The sequence below is a fragment of the Pseudomonas sp. IT-P2 genome (assembly GCF_949767575.1).
GTDB classification, from domain to species: Bacteria; Pseudomonadota; Gammaproteobacteria; order Pseudomonadales; family Pseudomonadaceae; genus Aquipseudomonas; species Aquipseudomonas pharyngis.
In genome coordinates this window covers 373,931-391,390 of record NZ_CATKQA010000033.1, presented here as the reverse complement: position 1 = coordinate 391,390, position 17,460 = coordinate 373,931, and the positions used below count along the sequence as shown (strand labels likewise).

The 17,460-nt window shown below is 61.9% G+C and carries 16 protein-coding genes; 12 read left to right on the top strand and 4 right to left on the bottom strand.

Annotated features, from left to right (window positions below; genetic code table 11):
* Nucleotides 1-146 precede the first annotated feature (146 nt).
* A complete protein-coding gene (locus tag ACM6JM_RS17945) occupies nucleotides 147-704 on the bottom strand; it encodes a cysteine hydrolase family protein (protein ID WP_039771348.1) in 558 nt (185 codons plus the stop codon).
* A gap of 147 nt (nucleotides 705-851) precedes the next feature.
* Here ACM6JM_RS17945 and ACM6JM_RS17940 point away from each other — a divergent pair, with 147 nt between their 5' ends.
* The 11 genes from ACM6JM_RS17940 to pdeM all read left to right on the top strand — a co-directional run bounded on the left by ACM6JM_RS17940 (nucleotide 852) and on the right by pdeM (nucleotide 14,808).
* Entirely contained in the window at nucleotides 852-1,496 is a 645-nt protein-coding gene (locus ACM6JM_RS17940) for a glutathione binding-like protein (RefSeq protein ID WP_039771345.1), read from the top strand.
* Nucleotides 1,497-1,709: 213 nt separating this feature from the next.
* Nucleotides 1,710-4,160: a penicillin acylase family protein gene (locus ACM6JM_RS17935; protein ID WP_414882276.1), complete on the top strand. Its 2,451-nt coding sequence runs from the start codon at nucleotides 1,710-1,712 to the stop codon at nucleotides 4,158-4,160.
* Nucleotides 4,161-4,367: 207 nt separating this feature from the next.
* Nucleotides 4,368-5,402: a ligase-associated DNA damage response exonuclease gene (locus tag ACM6JM_RS17930; RefSeq protein WP_074691386.1), complete on the top strand. Its 1,035-nt coding sequence runs from the start codon at nucleotides 4,368-4,370 to the stop codon at nucleotides 5,400-5,402.
* Nucleotides 5,399-7,087: an ATP-dependent DNA ligase gene (locus tag ACM6JM_RS17925; RefSeq protein WP_414882275.1), complete on the top strand. Its 1,689-nt coding sequence runs from the start codon at nucleotides 5,399-5,401 to the stop codon at nucleotides 7,085-7,087. Before ACM6JM_RS17930 ends, ACM6JM_RS17925 begins: the two co-directional genes overlap by 4 nt.
* Nucleotides 7,088-7,422: 335 nt before the next feature.
* Entirely contained in the window at nucleotides 7,423-8,205 is a 783-nt protein-coding gene (locus ACM6JM_RS17920) for a transporter substrate-binding domain-containing protein (protein WP_011332769.1), read from the top strand.
* 56 nt (nucleotides 8,206-8,261) lie between these two features.
* Nucleotides 8,262-8,990, top strand: coding sequence for an ABC transporter permease (locus tag ACM6JM_RS17915; protein ID WP_064593908.1), 729 nt, complete (start codon nucleotides 8,262-8,264; stop codon nucleotides 8,988-8,990).
* Nucleotides 8,987-9,697 (top strand): ABC transporter permease, encoded by a 711-nt coding sequence (locus ACM6JM_RS17910; RefSeq protein WP_011332767.1) that lies wholly within the window; start codon nucleotides 8,987-8,989, stop codon nucleotides 9,695-9,697. Before ACM6JM_RS17915 ends, ACM6JM_RS17910 begins: the two co-directional genes overlap by 4 nt.
* A gap of 12 nt (nucleotides 9,698-9,709) precedes the next feature.
* Nucleotides 9,710-10,828, top strand: coding sequence for a succinylglutamate desuccinylase/aspartoacylase family protein (locus ACM6JM_RS17905; RefSeq protein WP_414882274.1), 1,119 nt, complete (start codon nucleotides 9,710-9,712; stop codon nucleotides 10,826-10,828).
* Between the two features lie 13 nt (nucleotides 10,829-10,841).
* Entirely contained in the window at nucleotides 10,842-11,606 is a 765-nt protein-coding gene (locus ACM6JM_RS17900) for an ABC transporter ATP-binding protein (protein WP_039771333.1), read from the top strand.
* 59 nt (nucleotides 11,607-11,665) lie between these two features.
* Complete coding sequence (locus tag ACM6JM_RS17895) at nucleotides 11,666-14,152, top strand: ligase-associated DNA damage response DEXH box helicase (protein WP_414882273.1); 2,487 nt, start codon at nucleotides 11,666-11,668, stop codon at nucleotides 14,150-14,152.
* Nucleotides 14,152-14,808: a ligase-associated DNA damage response endonuclease PdeM gene (pdeM, locus tag ACM6JM_RS17890; protein WP_103386522.1), complete on the top strand. Its 657-nt coding sequence runs from the start codon at nucleotides 14,152-14,154 to the stop codon at nucleotides 14,806-14,808. The genes ACM6JM_RS17895 and pdeM overlap by 1 nt, the downstream gene beginning before the upstream one ends.
* A gap of 39 nt (nucleotides 14,809-14,847) precedes the next feature.
* Here the strand turns inward: pdeM and ACM6JM_RS17885 are convergent, their stop codons facing one another.
* Both ACM6JM_RS17885 and dcd read right to left on the bottom strand, forming a co-directional pair.
* Nucleotides 14,848-15,057, bottom strand: coding sequence for a hypothetical protein (locus ACM6JM_RS17885; protein WP_011332763.1), 210 nt, complete (start codon nucleotides 15,055-15,057; stop codon nucleotides 14,848-14,850).
* A gap of 106 nt (nucleotides 15,058-15,163) precedes the next feature.
* Entirely contained in the window at nucleotides 15,164-15,730 is a 567-nt protein-coding gene (dcd, locus tag ACM6JM_RS17880) for a dCTP deaminase (RefSeq protein WP_007954988.1), read from the bottom strand.
* Between the two features lie 353 nt (nucleotides 15,731-16,083).
* Between dcd and ACM6JM_RS17875 the strand changes: the two genes are divergently transcribed.
* Complete coding sequence (locus ACM6JM_RS17875; RefSeq protein ID WP_002554837.1) at nucleotides 16,084-16,293, top strand: cold-shock protein; 210 nt, start codon at nucleotides 16,084-16,086, stop codon at nucleotides 16,291-16,293.
* A 118-nt stretch (nucleotides 16,294-16,411) separates the two neighbouring features.
* Here the strand turns inward: ACM6JM_RS17875 and ACM6JM_RS17870 are convergent, their stop codons facing one another.
* A complete protein-coding gene (locus ACM6JM_RS17870; RefSeq protein ID WP_039771327.1) occupies nucleotides 16,412-17,419 on the bottom strand; it encodes a DUF481 domain-containing protein in 1,008 nt (335 codons plus the stop codon).
* Nucleotides 17,420-17,460: the final 41 nt, after the last annotated feature.

Here is a 17,460-nt window from a genome sequence, read left to right as displayed (position 1 = left end):
TGTTTCAGGCAATTATCCTCTTCGCCTGACACACCGCCATCGCGAGCAAGCTCGCTCCCACGGGGATCGCGCTCCATCAGGAGCAACTCGGTCGAATGTGGGAGCTGGCTTGCCAGCGATGAGGCCGGCGCACTCCCCGATCAGTATCAGGCTGCCCCGAGAATCTCGGCACTGCCGACCACCGTCGCATACTCCCCGTGCAGATTCCCCAGCGACATCGCATGTACCTCTTGCGCCGAACGCAAAGTGCCGAAATAGTCGGCCTTGTCGAAGGTAAAGCACGCATCCTCCGCCACCCACGCGTCAAACCCCAGATTGCCTGCCGTGCGTGCCGTGGATTCCACCGAGTTGTTCGTCGCCACGCCGACAATGATCAACTGCCCGATCCCCGCCTCACGCAACTTCGCCTCAAGCCCCGTCGCACAAAACGCATCCGGCACCTGTTTCTGGATCAGCCACTCGCCTTCCTGCGGTAAAAACCTTTCCTGAAAATCCACGCCTGATTGCTCGGGCCAGAACACCGAATTCGGCGAGCGCGACAGGTGCTGCACGTGGATCACCGGCCGTCCGCTGCGCCGCCAGAAGTTCAGCAAGTCGAGGATTCGTTCTTCGGCCAACGGATTATTCCGTCGACCCAGACGCGGTTCCAGAATGCCTTTTTGCTGGTCGATGATGATCAGTGCAGCGTTGGCCTTGAGTTCCATGGCGATTTTTCTCACGCGGGGTCATTGAATTTCCCGTACTTGAGCATCACCTCCTGTGACTAAGCAAGCTATCGAACGCACACAGGACAACCTGAAGCCGGCGTTTGCTGTCCGCACGTAAGCCATTTTCCTGATTTGGAGCTTTCCATGATCGACCTGTATTACTGGACCACGCCCAACGGCCACAAGATTTCCCTGTTCCTCGAAGAAGCGGGCCTGCGCTACGACGTGCACCCGATCAACATCAGCCAGGGCGAGCAGTTCCAGCCGCACTTTCTGAAAATCGCCCCGAACAACCGCATCCCGGCAATCGTCGATCATGAACCGGCTGACGGCGGCGAACCGTTGTCGCTGTTCGAGTCCGGGGCGATCCTGCTGTACCTCGCGGAAAAGACCGGCAAGTTCCTGCCCAAGGATCTGCGTGGCCGCCAGGTGGCGTTGCAATGGCTGTTCTGGCAAATGGGCGGGCTGGGGCCGATGGCCGGGCAGAATCATCATTTCAGCCAGTTCGCTCCGGAAAAAATCCCCTACGCGATCAAGCGCTACATCGATGAAACCGCCCGCCTGTACGGGGTGCTGGACAAGCAACTGGCCAACAACGAGTTCGTCGCCGGCAGTGAATACAGCATTGCCGACATGGCGATCTACCCGTGGATCGTCTCCCACAAATGGCAGAGCCAGAACCTGGAAGACTTCCCGAACGTGCAGCGCTGGTTCAACCACATAAAGGATCGCCCGGCGACCGTGAAGGCCTACGCGCTGGTGCAGAAGATCAATCCGCCGAAGTCCTGACCTGCCTTGATCGTTCCCATGTAGAGGCGTCGAACCGCCCGCGTAGAAATGGGCCGCGGAGCGACCCGGGCTGCATTCCCACGCAGAGCGTGGGAACGATCTGCGTGAGCGGGAAGAAATAACCGCTCGCCCCGCTTGCGCGGCCCCCTCCTGCTCACTAACGTAGCGGCTTTATTGCGCCCCCAGCCTCTACCCCCCCGCAGGAGCTTTGCCATGGCCTCGCCAGCCCTTTCACATTTTCTTCCCCGGTTCGGCGTTGCCGCAGCAGTGGCCGGTGTTCTGAGCCTGACCGGTTGTCAGACCTGGAACGCCCAGGACACCCTCCCGCCGACCTCCGGTGTGCAGCCGCTCAAGGGCCTGGCGCAGAACGTTTCGGTCCGCCGCAATGCCATGGGCATGCCGCTGATCGAAAGCAACAGCTTCCACGACGCACTGTTCGCCCTCGGTTACGTGCATGCCAGCGACCGGATCAATCAGATGGTCACCCTGCGCCTGCTGGCCCAGGGCCGTCTGGCGGAAATGTCCGGTTCGTCGATGCTCGACGCCGACCGCTATATGCGCGCCGTTAACCTGAAGAAAAGCGCCGGCGAGCTGTACAAGGCTTCGTCGCCACGGCTCAAGCGCTTCTTCGAGGTCTATGCCCGGGGCGTCAACGCCTACCTGTTCCGCTACGCCGACAAGTTGCCGGGGGATCTGGCTTCCAGCGGCTACAAGCCTGAATACTGGAAACCCGAAGATTCGGCGCTGATCTTCTGCCTGCTGAACTTCAGCCAGTCGGCCAACCTGCCGGAAGAAATCGCTTCGCTGGTGCTGGCGCAGACCGTGACCAATGACAAACTGGCGTGGCTGACCCCGTCCGCTCCCGATGAAAACCTGCCGCTGGCCGAGGCCGACAAGCTGCAAGGCATCAAGCTCAACGGGCAGATTCCGGGGCTGACGGAGCTGAGCAACGCCAGCGAACAACTGGCCGCCATCAACCTGCTGGGCACTCAGTCGTCGAACAACTGGGCCATCGCCCCACAACGCAGCCGCAGCGGCAAGAGCCTGCTGGCCAGCGACAGCCATGGCCCGCTGGCCGCTCCGTCGCTGTGGAGTTTCGTGCAGATCCGCGCGCCGAAATACCAGGCCGCCGGCGTGACCGTGGCCGGTCTGCCGATGGTGCTCGGCGGTTTCAACGGCAAGGTGGCGTGGAGCCTGACCAGCGTGCTGGGCGATAACCAGGACCTGTTCCTGGAAAAAATCCGTCGTCAGGGCAGCACGTTGTCCTACGAGGTCAACGGCAAGTGGCAACCGGTCGCCGTGCGCAACGAAACCTATTTCGTCAAAGGCCAGCGGCCGATTCGTGAAGCGGTGTACGAAACCCGCCATGGCGCACTGCTCAACAGCACCCAGGCCGCCGCTCAGGGCGCAGGCTTCGGCCTGGCCTTGCAGACGCCGAGCTTCACCGACGACAAATCCCTCGATGCGTTTTTCGACCTGAGCCGCGCCCAGAACGTGGAACGCGCTTCGGACGCCAGCCGGGAAATCCGCGCCATCGCGCTGAACCTGGTGTTTGCTGACGCCAGCAACATCGGCTGGCAAGTTACCGGGCGCTTCCCCAACCGCCGCGAAGGCGAGGGCCTGCTGCCGTCGCCGGGCTGGGAAGGTCGCTACGACTGGGACGGTTACGCCGACCCGATGCTGCACCCGTACGATCAGGATCCGGCCCAAGGCTGGCTCGGCACCGCCAACCAGCGGGTCATTCCCCACGGCTACGGCATGCAACTGTCCAATTCCTGGGCCGCGCCGGAGCGTGGCGAGCGCCTGGCCGAACTGGCCGGCAGCGGCAAGCATGACAGTCGCAGCGTGATTGCCATGCAGTACGACCAGACCACCACCTTCGCCGCCAAACTGAAGAAAATGTTTGAAGCACCGGGCATGGCGCACCCGCTGAAACAGGCGATCGACGCACTGCCGGAAGCCGAGCGCAGCAAGGCCCGCGAAGCCTATACCCGCTTGATGGCCTTCGACGGCAAGCTCAGCCCGACTTCCGCCGACGCGGCGATCTACGAGCTGTTCCTGCAGGAAAGCATGAAGCAGATATTCCTCGACGAGCTCGGCCCGCAGAGCAGCCCGGCGTGGAAAGCCTTTGTCGCCAATGGCGATCTGTCCTACGCCGCCCAGGCCGATCATTTGCTGGGCCGCGAAGACAGTCCGTTCTGGGACGACGCCCGCACCCCGCAAAAAGAAGACAAACCGGCGATCCTCGCCCGCAGCCTGGCGGCAGCGATCAGCGCCGGCGACAGTCAGTTGGGCGGCGACCGCCGGGCCTGGCAGTGGGGCAAACTGCACCGCTACGAGTGGAAGAATGCCAACGGCCAGACCGTCCGCGGCCCGCTCGCGGCAGGCGGCGACCACACCACCCTCAACACCGCGGCGTTTGCCTGGGGCCAGGATTTCAACACCACGCGTGCGCCGTCGATGCGTTTCATTGTCGATTTCGGTCAGAGCGAGCCACTGATGGGCCAGAACGGGACGGGGCAATCCGGAAACCCGGTGAGCCCGAACTACCTGAACGGCATCGACCCGTGGCTCAAAGGCCAGTACATCGGCTTGCCGATGCAGCCGCAGAACTTTGACCGGGTGTATGGCAAGACGCGGTTGACCCTGACTCCCGGCAAGTAACCCCCCATGATCGTTCCCACGTCGAGGCGTCGAACCGTCCGCGTGGGAATGCAGCCCGTGACGCTCCGCGTCACTGGACGCAGAGCGTCCCCTGAGGCATTCCCACGCAGAGCGTGGGAACGATCATGCGACAGTTCAGAAAATCAATAGAACTTCTGACTTCGCGCCAACCTCATAGCTAACAAGTCCCTCCATTCCGGTAACGCCATGGACCTTGTTATCGCCCGCCCCGAAGGCCTCTACTGCCCCGCCGGGGACTTCTACATTGACCCGTGGCGGCCCGTCGAGCGTTCGGTGATCACCCATGCCCACGGCGACCACGCCCGTGGCGGCAATCAGCATTACCTGGCCGCCAGCGCCGGCGAAGGGATTTTGCGTGCGCGTCTGGGCGCGGACATCAACCTGCAAACCCTCGACTACGGCCAGCGCCTGACCCACCACGGCGTCACCCTGAGCTTTCATCCCGCCGGTCATGTGCTCGGCTCGGCCCAGGTGCGGCTGGAATACGGCGGCGAAGTCTGGGTCGCGTCAGGCGATTACAAGATCGAACCCGACGGCACCTGCGCGCCGTTCGAACCGGTGCGCTGCCACACCTTTATCACCGAATCGACGTTCGGCCTGCCGATCTACCGCTGGCAGCCGCAGGCGCAGGTGTTCGCCGAAATCAATCAGTGGTGGCAGGCCAACATCGAGGCCGGCAAGGCCAGCGTGCTGTTCTGCTATTCGTTCGGCAAAGCCCAGCGGATTCTCCACGGCATCGACGAAACCCTCGGGCCGATCCTCAGCCACGGTGCGGTCGAGCCGTTGAACCGCGTGTACCGCGAGGCCGGCGTCTACCTGCCGCCAACGATCTACGCCGGCGAGGTGAAAAAGAACGATCCGATGATGCGCCAGGCGCTGGTCATCGCCCCGCCCTCTGCTGGCGGCAGCAGCTGGATGCGCCGTTTCGGCGATTACAGCGACAGCTTCGCCAGCGGCTGGATGCGCCTGCGCGGCACCCGTCGGCGGCGCGGGGTCGATCGCGGTTTCGTGCTTTCCGATCACGCCGACTGGCCCGGTCTGTTGTGGGCCATCGAACAGACCGGTGCTGAACGGGTGATGGTCACCCACGGCTCGATTGGCGTGCTGGTGCGCCATCTGCGCGAAAAAGGGCTGGACGCACAAGGTTTCAACACCGAATACGGTGACGATGAAGAAGAGCTTTCCACCGCCACGCCTGCGGTTGCCGAGGTGCAACCATGAAAGACTTCGCCGGGTTATACGCCGAACTCGACGCCACCACCTCCAGCAACGCCAAACTGGCGGCCATGCAAGCCTACTTCGCCCAGGCGCAACCGCAGGATGCCGCGTGGGCGGTGTATTTCTTGTCCGGCGGGCGGCCTCGGCAACTGGTGCCGGTGCGGATCCTGCGGGAACTCGCGGTCGAAGTGTCCGGGCTTTCGCCGTGGCTGTTCGAGGAGAGCTATCAAGCGGTCGGCGATCTGGCGGAAACCATCTCGCTGGTGCTGCCGGAACACCCGCACACCTCCGAGGCCGGGCTCGCCGAATGGATCGAAGACAAACTGCTGCCCCTGCGCGGTGAAACCCCGGAATACCTCGCCCACCAATTGCCCGCTCTGTGGGCGCAACTGGATCGGCCGAGCCTGATGCTGTGCATCAAACTGATCACCGGCAGCTTCCGGGTGGGCGTGTCCAAACTACTGGTGACCCGCGCCCTGGCTTCCATGGCCGGGCTCGACAGCAAACGCGTGGCGCAACGGCTGGTGGGTTACACCGACCTGTCCAACCGGCCGAACGCCGCCGCTTACCTGAAACTGATCGCCCCCGAATCCAGCGAAGAGCACGCCCAACGCGGCGGCCAGCCCTACCCGTTCTTCCTCGCCCACGCGCTGGCGCAACCGGTGGAAACCTTCGAGGCCCTGCTCGGGCCGCCGAGCAACTGGCAGGTGGAATGGAAGTGGGACGGCATTCGGGCGCAGGTGGTCAAGCGTGATGGAAAATTGTGGGTCTGGTCGCGCGGCGAGGAGTTGGTCACCGAGCGTTTTCCCGAATTCGACACGCTCCTGCACGGTTTACCCGACGGCACGGTGATCGACGGCGAGATCGTGGTCTGGAAAAACAACCGCCCGGTCACCGAAGACGCGTTCGACCCGCAGTCGACAGAAGCCCCGGCGGTGCAACCCTTCGCACTGTTGCAACAACGGATCGGCCGCAAGTCACTGGACCGCAAAATCCTCGAAGACGCGCCGGTGGTGATACTCGCCTACGACCTGCTCGAATGGCAGGGCGAAGACTGGCGCAACCAGCCCCAGGCCAGGCGTCGCGAGCAACTGGAACAAGTTATCGCCCACTGCAACAACCCGGTGCTGCTGCCTTCGCCGATTCTGACGGGTGACGACTGGTTCGATCTCGCCCGCCAACGTGAAGCCTCCCGGCGCCTGGGGGTCGAAGGCATGATGCTCAAGGCCCGGGACGCGATGTACGGCGTCGGCCGGACCAAGGACATGGGCGTGTGGTGGAAATGGAAGGTCGATCCGTTCAGCGTCGACGCGGTGCTGATTTACGCCCAGCGCGGTCACGGTCGCCGCGCCAGCCTTTACAGCGATTACACCTTTGCGGTGTGGGATGGCCCGCCCGGTTCCAGTGCGCGGGCGCTGGTGCCGTTCGCCAAGGCCTATTCCGGGCTGACCGATGCGGAAATGCGCGAAGTCGACAGCATCGTGCGCAAGACCACCGTGGAAAAATTCGGACCGGTCAGCAGCGTCAAGCCGAGTCTGGTGTTCGAACTGGGCTTCGAAGGCATCGCCCTCTCCCGCCGGCACAAGAGCGGCATCGCCGTGCGCTTCCCGCGCATGTTGCGCTGGCGGCAGGACAAGACCGTGGACGAGGCCGACAGCCTGGCGACCTTGCAGAACCTGTTGGTCTGATTCCCTTCCCCCGATACTCCCCCCTCACCCCGATCGTTCCCACGCTCCGCGTGGGAATGCCTCAATGGACGCTCTGCGTCCGCTTTGGGACGCGGAGCGTCCCGGGCTGCATTCCCACGCAGAGCATGGGAACGATCCCCTGAACCATCCTGGTGCAGCTTTTGCGTCGCGCCCGTTTTCGTGCACTGACCCACCTTGGCATGCACTTGCTACACCTTTTAAAACACTTGTTCGGGACTCTGGTTCGGAAATTGCTACTTTCTATAAGTCGTAAGCGCTCCAGTAACAATCATTCCGCGCCACAAGCGCTCATATTGGTTCTTAGGGATTGAATAATGAAAAAAGCATTGCTGACCCTTTCTGCACTGGCGTTGTGCATGGCCGCCGGCTCCGCGCTGGCCAAGGAATACAAAGAACTGCGGTTTGGCGTTGACCCTTCCTACGCACCGTTCGAGTCGAAAGCGGCAGACGGCAGCCTGGTTGGCTTCGACATCGATCTGGGCAACGCGATCTGCGCCGAGCTGAAGGTCAAGTGCAAATGGGTCGAAAGTGACTTCGACGGTATGATTCCGGGCCTCAAGGCCAATAAATTCGACGGCGTGATCTCGTCGATGACCGTTACCGAAGCCCGTGAAAAAGTCATCGATTTCTCCAGCGAGCTGTTCTCCGGCCCGACGGCCTACGTGTCGAAAAAAGGTTCGGGCATCACCGACGACGTCGCTTCGCTGAAAGGCAAAACCGTCGGCTACGAGCAAGGCACCATCCAGGAAGCCTATGCCAAAGCCGTGCTGGACAAGGCCGGCGTGAAAACCCAGGCCTATCAGAACCAGGACCAGGTGTATTCCGACCTGACTTCCGGCCGTCTCGATGCGGGCATTCAGGACATGCTGCAGGCCGAACTGGGCTTTCTGAAGTCGCCGCAGGGCGCCGATTATGAAGTCAGCAAGCCGGTCGACAACCACTTGCTGCCAGCCAAGACCGCTGTCGGTATTAAGAAAGGTAACACCGAGCTGAAAGCGCTTTTGGATAAAGGTATCAAAGCGTTACACGATGATGGCAAATACGCCGAGATTCAAAAGAAACACTTTGGCGATCTGAATCTGTACAGCGGCAAATAATGCCCCGGCGCCCATCCTCGATGGGCGCCTTTTTCATTCAGTCAGGTTGCTGATTTATGTTCGAAAACCTCCTGCAAAATCTGGGGCTCTCCGCCTTCAGCCTCAAGGGCTTTGGCCCTTTGCTGTTGGAAGGCACCTGGATGACCATCAAATTGTCGGCGTTGTCGCTGCTGGTGGCCGTGTTGCTCGGCCTGCTCGGCGCCAGTGCCAAGCTGTCAAAAGTCAAACTGCTGCGCCTGCCCGCCCAGCTCTACACCACGCTGATTCGCGGGGTGCCGGACCTGGTGCTGATGCTGCTGATCTTCTACAGCCTGCAAACCTGGCTGACGACGCTCACCGATTACCTGGAATGGGAATACATCGAGATCGACCCGTTCAGCGCCGGGGTCCTGACCCTGGGCTTCATTTACGGCGCGTACTTCACTGAAACCTTCCGCGGGGCGATTCTCGCCGTGCCGCGCGGTCAGGTCGAAGCCGCCACCGCCTATGGCCTCAAGCGCGGCCAGCGCTTTCGTTTCGTGGTGTTCCCGCAAATGATGCGCTTCGCCCTGCCGGGCATCGGCAACAACTGGATGGTGATGCTCAAGGCCACCGCGCTGGTTTCGATCATTGGTCTGGCCGATCTGGTCAAGGCCGCGCAGGACGCCGGTAAAAGCACCTATCAACTGTTTTACTTCCTGGTCCTCGCCGCGTTGATTTACCTGCTGATCACCAGTGCCTCGAACTTCATTCTGCGCTGGCTCGAACGCCGCTACGCCGCCGGTGCCCGGGAGGCCGTACGATGATCGAACTCCTGCAGGAATACTGGAAAGCCTTCCTTTATACCGACGGCCAGAACATCACCGGGCTGGCGATGACGATGTGGCTGCTCAGCGCCTCGATCTTCTTCGGTTTCATCGTGTCGATTCCGCTGTCGATCGCCCGGGTCTCGCCGCACTTCTACATTCGCTGGCCGGTGCAGTTCTACACCTACCTGTTCCGTGGCACGCCGCTCTATATCCAATTGCTGATCTGCTACACCGGGATCTACAGCCTGGCCGCCGTGCGCGCGCAACCGCTGCTCGACAGTTTCTTTCGCGATGCGATGAACTGCACGATCCTGGCCTTCGCCCTCAACACCTGCGCCTACACCACGGAGATTTTCGCCGGGGCGATCCGCAGCATGAACCACGGTGAAGTCGAAGCGGCCAAGGCCTACGGGCTGACCGGCTGGAAGCTTTATGCCTACGTGATCATGCCGTCGGCGCTGCGCCGTTCGTTGCCGTACTACAGCAACGAAGTGATCCTGATGCTGCATTCGACCACCGTGGCCTTCACCGCGACCATCCCCGACATCCTGAAAGTCGCGCGGGACGCCAATTCGGCGACCTTCCTGACCTTCCAGTCGTTCGGCATCGCCGCGCTGATCTACCTGACCATCACCTTTGCGCTGGTCGGCCTGTTCCGTCTTGCCGAACGCCGATGGCTGGCGTTCCTCGGCCCGACCCACTAGGACCCTTTAGAGATGCGTCATCAGATACACGACCTGCTGGCCCCGCTGCCGGGGACCGCTCGACAGATCCACAGCTTTCATTTCGGCCCGGACAAGGCCCAGGGCAAGATCTACATTCAGTCCTCGCTGCACGCCGACGAACTGCCCGGCATGCTCGTGGCCTGGCACCTCAAGCAGCGTCTGGCGGAGCTGGAAGCCGCCGGCCGCCTGCGCAGCGAAATCGTGCTGGTGCCGGTAGCCAACCCGGTCGGCCTCGAACAGGTGCTGATGGATGTGCCGCTGGGCCGCTACGAACTGGAGAGCGGGCAGAACTTCAACCGCTGGTTCGTCGACCTCAGCGAAGAAATCGGCAACGAGATCGAAACACAGCTGTGCGACGACCCGCAGCGCAACCTTGAGCTGATCCGCGCCAGCCTGCGCAATGCCCTCGCCCGCCAGACCGCCAGCACCCAACTGCAATCCCAGCGCCTGACCCTGCAACGGCTGGCCTGCGATGCGGACATGGTGCTCGACCTGCATTGCGATTTCGAATCCGTGGTTCACCTCTACACCACGCCCGAGGCCTGGTCGCAGGTCGAGCCGCTGGCGCGCTATATCGAATCCCAGGCGAGCCTGTTGGCCACCGACTCCGGCGGCCAGTCGTTCGACGAGTGCTTCACCCTGCTGTGGTGGCAATTGAAGGAGCGCTTCGGCGACCACTTCGAGATTCCACTGGGCAGTTTCTCGGTCACCGTCGAGTTGCGCGGTCAGGGGGATGTCACCCATCCGCTGGCCAGTCGCGACTGCCAGGCGCTGATCGATTACCTGATCCATTTCGGCGCCATCGTCGGCGAACCCAAAGCCTTGCCGGCCCTGCCACATCCCGCCACACCGCTGGCCGGTGTGGAACCGGTGGCCACTCCTGTCGGCGGGCTGCTGGTGTACAGCGCCACGCCCGGCCAGTGGCTGGAAGCCGGGCAGAAAATCGCCGAAATCATCGACCCGATCAGTGACCGGGTCACGCCAGTCCATTGCACCGCTTCCGGTCTGCTCTATGCCCGCTCGCTGCGGCGCATGGCCACCGCCGGGATGGTGATCGCCCACGTCGCGGGCGCCGAAGCCTATCGCAGCGGCTATCTACTTTCGCCTTGAGGATGTCTGTCCCATGTACAAATTGACCGTTGAAGGCCTGCACAAAAGCTATGGCGACCATCAGGTGCTCAAAGGCGTCTCGCTCAAGGCCAGGACCGGCGATGTGATCAGCCTGATCGGCGCCAGCGGCTCGGGCAAAAGCACCTTTTTGCGCTGCATCAACTTTCTCGAACAACCCAACGACGGCGCGATGAGCCTCGATGGCCAGGCGATCCGCATGGTCACCGACCGCCACGGCATGCACGTCGCCGACGCCGATGAACTGCAACGCCTGCGCACACGGCTGGCGATGGTGTTCCAGCACTTCAACCTGTGGAGCCACATGACCGTGCTGGAAAACATCACCATGGCCCCGCGCCGGGTGCTGGGCTGCAGCAAACAGGAAGCCGACGACCGCGCCCGGCGTTATCTGGAAAAGGTCGGTCTGCCGGCACGGGTGGCCGATCAGTATCCGGCGTTCCTCTCCGGCGGCCAGCAGCAACGGGTGGCGATTGCCCGAGCCTTGGCGATGGAGCCGGAAGTCATGCTGTTCGACGAACCGACCTCGGCGCTCGATCCGGAGCTGGTCGGCGAAGTGCTCAAGGTGATTCAGGGCCTGGCCGAAGAAGGTCGGACCATGATCATGGTCACCCACGAAATGAGCTTTGCCCGCAAGGTGTCGAGCCAGGTGCTGTTCCTGCATCAAGGGCTGGTGGAGGAGGAAGGCGCGCCGGAAGAAGTGCTGGGCAATCCGAAGAGCGAACGCCTGAAGCAATTTCTCAGCGGCAATCTCAAGTAAAACTATTGCCCGGTCGGCGCGGTCATTGAAGGAACATCTTCAGAGCACACGTCGCCGGCATGGGCACCTCCACCGACTTCGCCAAACACTGGTTCAGCGCCCGCGACTGGAAGCCGTTCGCCTTTCAGAAACAGGTGTGGGCCGCGGTCAAACGTGGCGAATCCGGCCTGCTGCATGCCAGCACCGGCGCCGGTAAAACCTACGCGGTGTGGTTTGCCGCGCTCAATCGCTTTGCCCGCTCCGGGCCTGTTGCTGAAACCACCCGTAAACGCAAACCGCCCGCCGAACCGCTGACTGTCTTGTGGATCACCCCAATGCGGGCGCTGGCCGCCGACACCGCGCGCGCCCTGCAAGCGCCGCTGGACGATCTGCAGATCCCCTGGAGCGTCGGCCTGCGCACCGGCGACACCGGCAGCAGCGAACGCGCCCGGCAGAACCGGCGCCTGCCCACCACGTTGATCACCACCCCGGAAAGCCTGACCCTGATGCTCGCCCGTGCCGACGCGCAAACGGCGCTGTCGACGCTACGCATGGTCGTGGTGGACGAGTGGCACGAATTGCTCGGCAACAAGCGCGGCGTGCAATTGCAACTGGCCCTCGCCCGCCTGCGGCGCTGGCAGCCGGGGCTGATCGTCTGGGGCGTTTCCGCGACGCTCGGCAATCAGTCCCACGCCGAACAGGTGCTGATCCCACAGGGCGGTGGCGTCAGTATTCAGGGGCAAAGCGAAAAGTCGCTCAAGGTCGATACCTTGCTCCCACCGGCCATCGAGCGTTTTCCCTGGGCCGGGCATATCGGCTTGAAGATGTTGCCGCAGGTGGTCGCCGAACTGGACGTCTGCGCCAGCAGCCTGGTGTTCACCAACACCCGGGCGCAGTCGGAAATCTGGTACCAGGCCTTGCTGGAAGCGCGGCCGGACTGGGCCGGATTGATCGCCCTGCACCACAGCTCGCTGTCCCGGGACACTCGCGACTGGGTCGAGCAAGCGCTGAAGAATGGCCAGCTCAAAGCCGTGGTCTGCACTTCAAGTCTGGATCTGGGGGTGGATTTCCTGCCCGTGGAGCGGGTGCTGCAGATTGGCTCGGCCAAAGGCGTGGCGCGGCTGATGCAGCGTGCCGGACGTTCGGGGCATGCGCCCGGTCGAACGTCGCGGGTCACCCTGGTGCCGACCCACAGCCTGGAGCTGATCGAAGCTGCGGCCGCTGGCGATGCCGTGGCACAGCGGCGGATCGAACCGCGACTGTCACCGCACAAACCGCTGGATGTGCTGGTGCAACATCTGGTCAGCATGGCCCTGGGCGGTGGCTTTGTTCCCGATGAGCTGTACGAAGAAGTCCGTGGTGCCTGGGCCTATCGTGACCTGACGCTCGCGGACTGGGCCTGGGCGCTGGCGTTCGTGCGTCACGGCGGGATGTCGCTGACGGCGTATCCGGATTACCGCCGGGTCGAGCCGGATGAACACGGGATCTGGCGCGTCCCCGATGCCCGCCTGGCGCGCCGCCATCGGATGAGCATCGGCACCATCGTCAGCGATGCCAGCATTCATCTGAAGTTCTGGAGCAAGGGCGGTGGCGGCAAACAACTGGGCAGCGTTGAAGAAGGCTTTATCGCACGCCTCAAACCCGGTGATGGTTTTCTGTTCGCCGGGCGCTTGCTGGAACTGGTGCGGGTGGAAAACATGACCGCCTACGTCAAACGCAGCACGGCGAAAAAAGCCGCCGTACCGCGCTGGAATGGTGGACGCATGCCGCTCTCCAATGAATTGGCCGAAGCGGTGGTCACCCGTTTCAGCGCGGCGGCACAAGGTGAATTCGCCGGCCCGGAAATGCAGGCCTTGCGCCCGTTACTGGAAACGCAAATGCGCTGGTCGGGCCTGCCGACCGTCAACAATCTGCTGGCCGAAGTGCTGAAATCCCGCGAAGGCTGGCACCTTTTCCTCTATCCGTTTGCCGGACGTCAGGTGCATCTGGGGCTGGCCAGCCTGCTGGCGTGGCGGGTCAGTCAGCGCGTGCCTGTGACCTTCTCGATTGCGGTCAACGATTACGGGCTGGAACTGCTCAGCGCCACGCCCGTTGACTGGTCTGTGCAACTGGATGGCGCCCTGCTCGGTCCCGAGGGTTTGTTGAGGGATGTGCTGGCCAGCCTCAACGCGGGCGAACTGGCGCTGCGCAGGTTTCGGGAAATCGCGCGGATTGCCGGACTGGTGTTCGCTGGCTACCCCGGCGCGCCGAAAAGTACCCGTCAGGTCCAGGCCTCCAGCGGGCTGTTCTTCGAGGTGTTCAAACAATACGACGCCGACAATCTGCTGCTGGCCCAGGCTGGGGAAGAAGTCCTGCGGGAAGAACTGGATATTCGTCGGCTGGAGCAGACACTGGAGCGAATCAACCGGATGGAACTCGATATGCACTTGATCAAACGTCCGACACCGCTCGGCTTTCCATTGCTGGTGGAACGCATGCGCGAAAGCATGAGCTCGGAAAAACTCGCTGACCGCATCCGGCGTATGGTCGGCGATCTGGAGAACACCGCCGATAAGGGCCAATCCTGATGAACGCGCCCTACCCCGTGCGTCTGGCGGGCGAAGACCTCTGGTTGCTGCCGGAAAAGGCGCTGTACTGGCCGGCGCAGCAGACGCTGCTGATTGCCGATGTGCATTTCGGCAAAGCGGCCGCTTATCGTCGCCTGGGGCAGCCGGTGCCGCAGGGCACTACGACGAGCAATATCGCCGTGATCGAGCAGTTGCTGGCAAAGCTGCCATGTCGGCAACTGATTTTTCTGGGGGATTTCCTGCACGGACCCGGCTCCCATGCACCCGGCACCTTGCAGGCGCTGGCGCAGTGGCGGGCGCGTCATGCCGATCTGCCGATGACACTGATTCGCGGCAATCACGACAAGCGCGCGGGCGATCCACCGGTAGCGCTGAACATCCGGGTGGTGCCGGAGCCCATGCTGCTGGGTCCCTTCTCGCTGCAGCACGAGCCGGATCCGCACCCTGAACGGCATGTCCTCGCAGGGCACGTACACCCGGTTTATCGATTGATCGGCAAGGGGCGCCAGCGTTTGCGGCTGGCGTGTTTCAGGCTGGGGGAACGCATCAGCCTGCTGCCGGCGTTTGGCGCCTTCACCGGCGGTTATCCCGTGGAGAAGGAAGACAGCTGTCGGATCTTTGTCATTGGCGACAACGAAATATGGCCCGTCGGCTGACGTCCTGTTCAGGATTCAGCCGACGGGCCATACGTTCAATCAGGCGACGGGCGCGGGTGGCGGTTTATCCGGCAACGTAGGTTCGCCGGGCTCTGTCGGTTCTTCGTTGGGGGTATCGGGATCGGGCTGGTGAGGGATTCCGCCGGCCGTGGTGATGGGGGGGTGTGCCAACAACGACCAGGCCATTACGCCAACCTGATTGGGCTCGAGCCTTGCCAGTTCGGCAGTGATTTGCGGATCGATCTTCATGGAGCACTCCTCGGCGAAGGCCCGTCCCGCTGTTCGCGAAACGGGCAGTACACCTCATAGAGTGTCTACCCGCCGAAGAATTCCCGGTAACTGCCGGATGGACGGATCAGGTACGCGGCAGGGTCACGCCACGCTGGCCCTGATACTTGCCGGCACGGTCCTTGTAGGAGACTTCACATTCCTCATCGGATTCCAGGAACAGCATCTGCGCCACACCTTCGTTGGCGTAGATCTTCGCCGGCAGGTTGGTGGTGTTGGAGAATTCCAGGGTCACCTGGCCTTCCCACTCCGGCTCGAGCGGGGTGACGTTGACGATGATGCCGCAGCGGGCGTAGGTGCTCTTGCCCAGGCAGATGGTCAGGACGTTGCGCGGAATACGGAAGTATTCAACGGTCGTGGCCAGGGCGAAGGAGTTTGGCGGGATGATGCAGACGTCGCTGTGGACGTCGACAAAGCTGCCGGCGTCGAAATTCTTCGGATCGACGATGGCCGAATTGATGTTGGTGAACACCTTGAAATGATTGGTGCAACGCACATCGTAGCCGTAGCTCGACACACCGTAGGAGATCACACGGCTGTCGTCGCTGCCACGTACCTGGCGCTCGACGAACGGCTCGATCATGCCGTGTTCCTGCGCCATGCGGCGAATCCACTTGTCCGATTTGATGCTCATGGCGGGTGTCCTGAATAGCGAGGTGGAAAAAATCTGTCCGGCATCTTACCGGGCGCGCCGCCGGGTTCAAAGTGCGGGGTGCAATTCTCGCCGAACGTGCGGGATTTACGCGGCTTCGCGACGAACCGTCACACCGTCGATCCCTAAAACAGAGAAACCTTCGCAAGAAGCATTGGCACGTTCCGGAAAAAGGGTTAAGGTGGCGCCACTGTGCTGCTTGTGTCACTGAGAATCTCTACACGATATGTTGAATTTCGATCCAACCATCTACAAGAATTTTTCCTGCTCTTTGCACTCAGTCTCGGCCAGGGTTCTTCCTGAGTCGCAGTTATCTTTGTTCAAGGAGTTACACCATGTCTAATCGCCAAACCGGTACCGTTAAGTGGTTCAACGATGAAAAAGGCTTCGGCTTCATCACTCCACAATCCGGTGACGACCTGTTCGTTCACTTCAAAGCTATCCAATCCGACGGCTTCAAAAGCCTGAAAGAAGGCCAACAGGTTTCTTTCATCGCTACCCGCGGTCAGAAAGGCATGCAAGCTGAAGAAGTACAAGTTATCTAACTTGTAGCTTCTTTAGAAAAAGGCCCCGCCCTCAAAAGCGGGGCTTTTTTGTGGGCGTCTGTTTTTCCGGGCGCAAAAAAATATCGCAGCCCGTGAAGGCTGCGATATTTTGCGTTGCTTACCAGGCCACGCCGAAGCCGGCGGTGTAGCGGGTCTTGCTCAGGTCCGCATCCTCGGTGCCGCTGATGATGTCGCGTTCGGCCTTGAGGTTGAGCGAGGCCCAGTCGGTGACCTTGTAGCGCAGGCCCATTTCCGCATCCAGTGCATAGTCGGCCACGCCGGACAGCGGCTTGCCGACTTCGCCATTGGTGAAGAACTCGACCTTCTTGCCGATCAGGTAGCGGTTGTAGTCCCACTTCATGGCGACCGAATAGAAGTTGTCCTTGCTGCCATCGCGGTACTCGTAATCGGTTCGGTTGAGCAGCGAACCCAGGGAGAACGCTCCCAGTTCGTCATCCCAGAACTGGTAACCCGGGCCGGTACCCACCACGCGCTGGCGCGCCAGCTCTTCGATGTGATCGCGCTTGTAGTTCAACCGCCCCTGCCAGAACCATTGATCAGTGAGGAAGCGGTCGAGCGAGTACTCGGCGCGCCAGTTATCGGTGGTGGTCACGTCGTCTTGCACTTCGCGGTTGTATTCGCCCTCGGCGATATGGCGCCAGCGGCCGTGACGAGCAGTGGTCTTGAAGCCGACATCGTAGTCGTCGGTATCTTTCTCGGCGCGCTGGTAGTCGAGCGCCAGATCGACGTTGCCCTTCCACACCAGATCCTCGACCACCGGTTTCGGCTTGAGAATCTGCTGAATGCTCGCCAGCTCCACGGTTTTCGGCGCCTCGCCGTTGGCCAGGGTGACCTTGCCCTCTTCGGCAGCACTCAGGGACTTGGCCTTCTCGCCGTTGTAGGCGTCCTGCTTGACCAGCAGTTCCTGATCGCTCTCCAGGGTCTTGACCTGCTTCCAGTCGATGGTAACGGCCCCGGCGTACTGGGTCTGGACCAGCAACTTGCCGCCGTCGAACAGCGTGATTTTACCGCTCAGCTTGTCACCGTTCTTCAACCAGACGGTGTCGGCAAGCAAGGGTGTGGACGCACTGAAGACAGCAAGGCACAGCAGGGTTCTGGACAACATAAGCGAATCGAAGACTCAAGTTTGCGAAAAAAGGGTCGGCA

Bases quoted from the DNA above. Each gene is read 5' to 3' on its own strand.
- ACM6JM_RS17915 (WP_064593908.1), top strand. From the start codon at position 8,262: ATGTTCGAAAACCTCCTGCAAAATCTGGGGCTCTCCGCCTTCAGCCTC.
- ACM6JM_RS17885 (WP_011332763.1), bottom strand. From the start codon at position 15,057: ATGAAGATCGATCCGCAAATCACTGCCGAACTGGCAAGGCTCGAGCCC.
- ACM6JM_RS17870 (WP_039771327.1), bottom strand. From the start codon at position 17,419: ATGTTGTCCAGAACCCTGCTGTGCCTTGCTGTCTTCAGTGCGTCCACA.
- ACM6JM_RS17875 (WP_002554837.1), top strand. From the start codon at position 16,084: ATGTCTAATCGCCAAACCGGTACCGTTAAGTGGTTCAACGATGAAAAA.
- ACM6JM_RS17925 (WP_414882275.1), top strand. From the start codon at position 5,399: ATGAAAGACTTCGCCGGGTTATACGCCGAACTCGACGCCACCACCTCC.
- ACM6JM_RS17900 (WP_039771333.1), top strand. From the start codon at position 10,842: ATGTACAAATTGACCGTTGAAGGCCTGCACAAAAGCTATGGCGACCAT.
- dcd (WP_007954988.1), bottom strand. From the start codon at position 15,730: ATGAGCATCAAATCGGACAAGTGGATTCGCCGCATGGCGCAGGAACAC.
- ACM6JM_RS17910 (WP_011332767.1), top strand. From the start codon at position 8,987: ATGATCGAACTCCTGCAGGAATACTGGAAAGCCTTCCTTTATACCGAC.
- ACM6JM_RS17945 (WP_039771348.1), bottom strand. From the start codon at position 704: ATGGAACTCAAGGCCAACGCTGCACTGATCATCATCGACCAGCAAAAA.
- ACM6JM_RS17905 (WP_414882274.1), top strand. From the start codon at position 9,710: ATGCGTCATCAGATACACGACCTGCTGGCCCCGCTGCCGGGGACCGCT.
- ACM6JM_RS17935 (WP_414882276.1), top strand. From the start codon at position 1,710: ATGGCCTCGCCAGCCCTTTCACATTTTCTTCCCCGGTTCGGCGTTGCC.
- ACM6JM_RS17920 (WP_011332769.1), top strand. From the start codon at position 7,423: ATGAAAAAAGCATTGCTGACCCTTTCTGCACTGGCGTTGTGCATGGCC.
- pdeM (WP_103386522.1), top strand. From the start codon at position 14,152: ATGAACGCGCCCTACCCCGTGCGTCTGGCGGGCGAAGACCTCTGGTTG.
- ACM6JM_RS17940 (WP_039771345.1), top strand. From the start codon at position 852: ATGATCGACCTGTATTACTGGACCACGCCCAACGGCCACAAGATTTCC.
- ACM6JM_RS17895 (WP_414882273.1), top strand. From the start codon at position 11,666: ATGGGCACCTCCACCGACTTCGCCAAACACTGGTTCAGCGCCCGCGAC.
- ACM6JM_RS17930 (WP_074691386.1), top strand. From the start codon at position 4,368: ATGGACCTTGTTATCGCCCGCCCCGAAGGCCTCTACTGCCCCGCCGGG.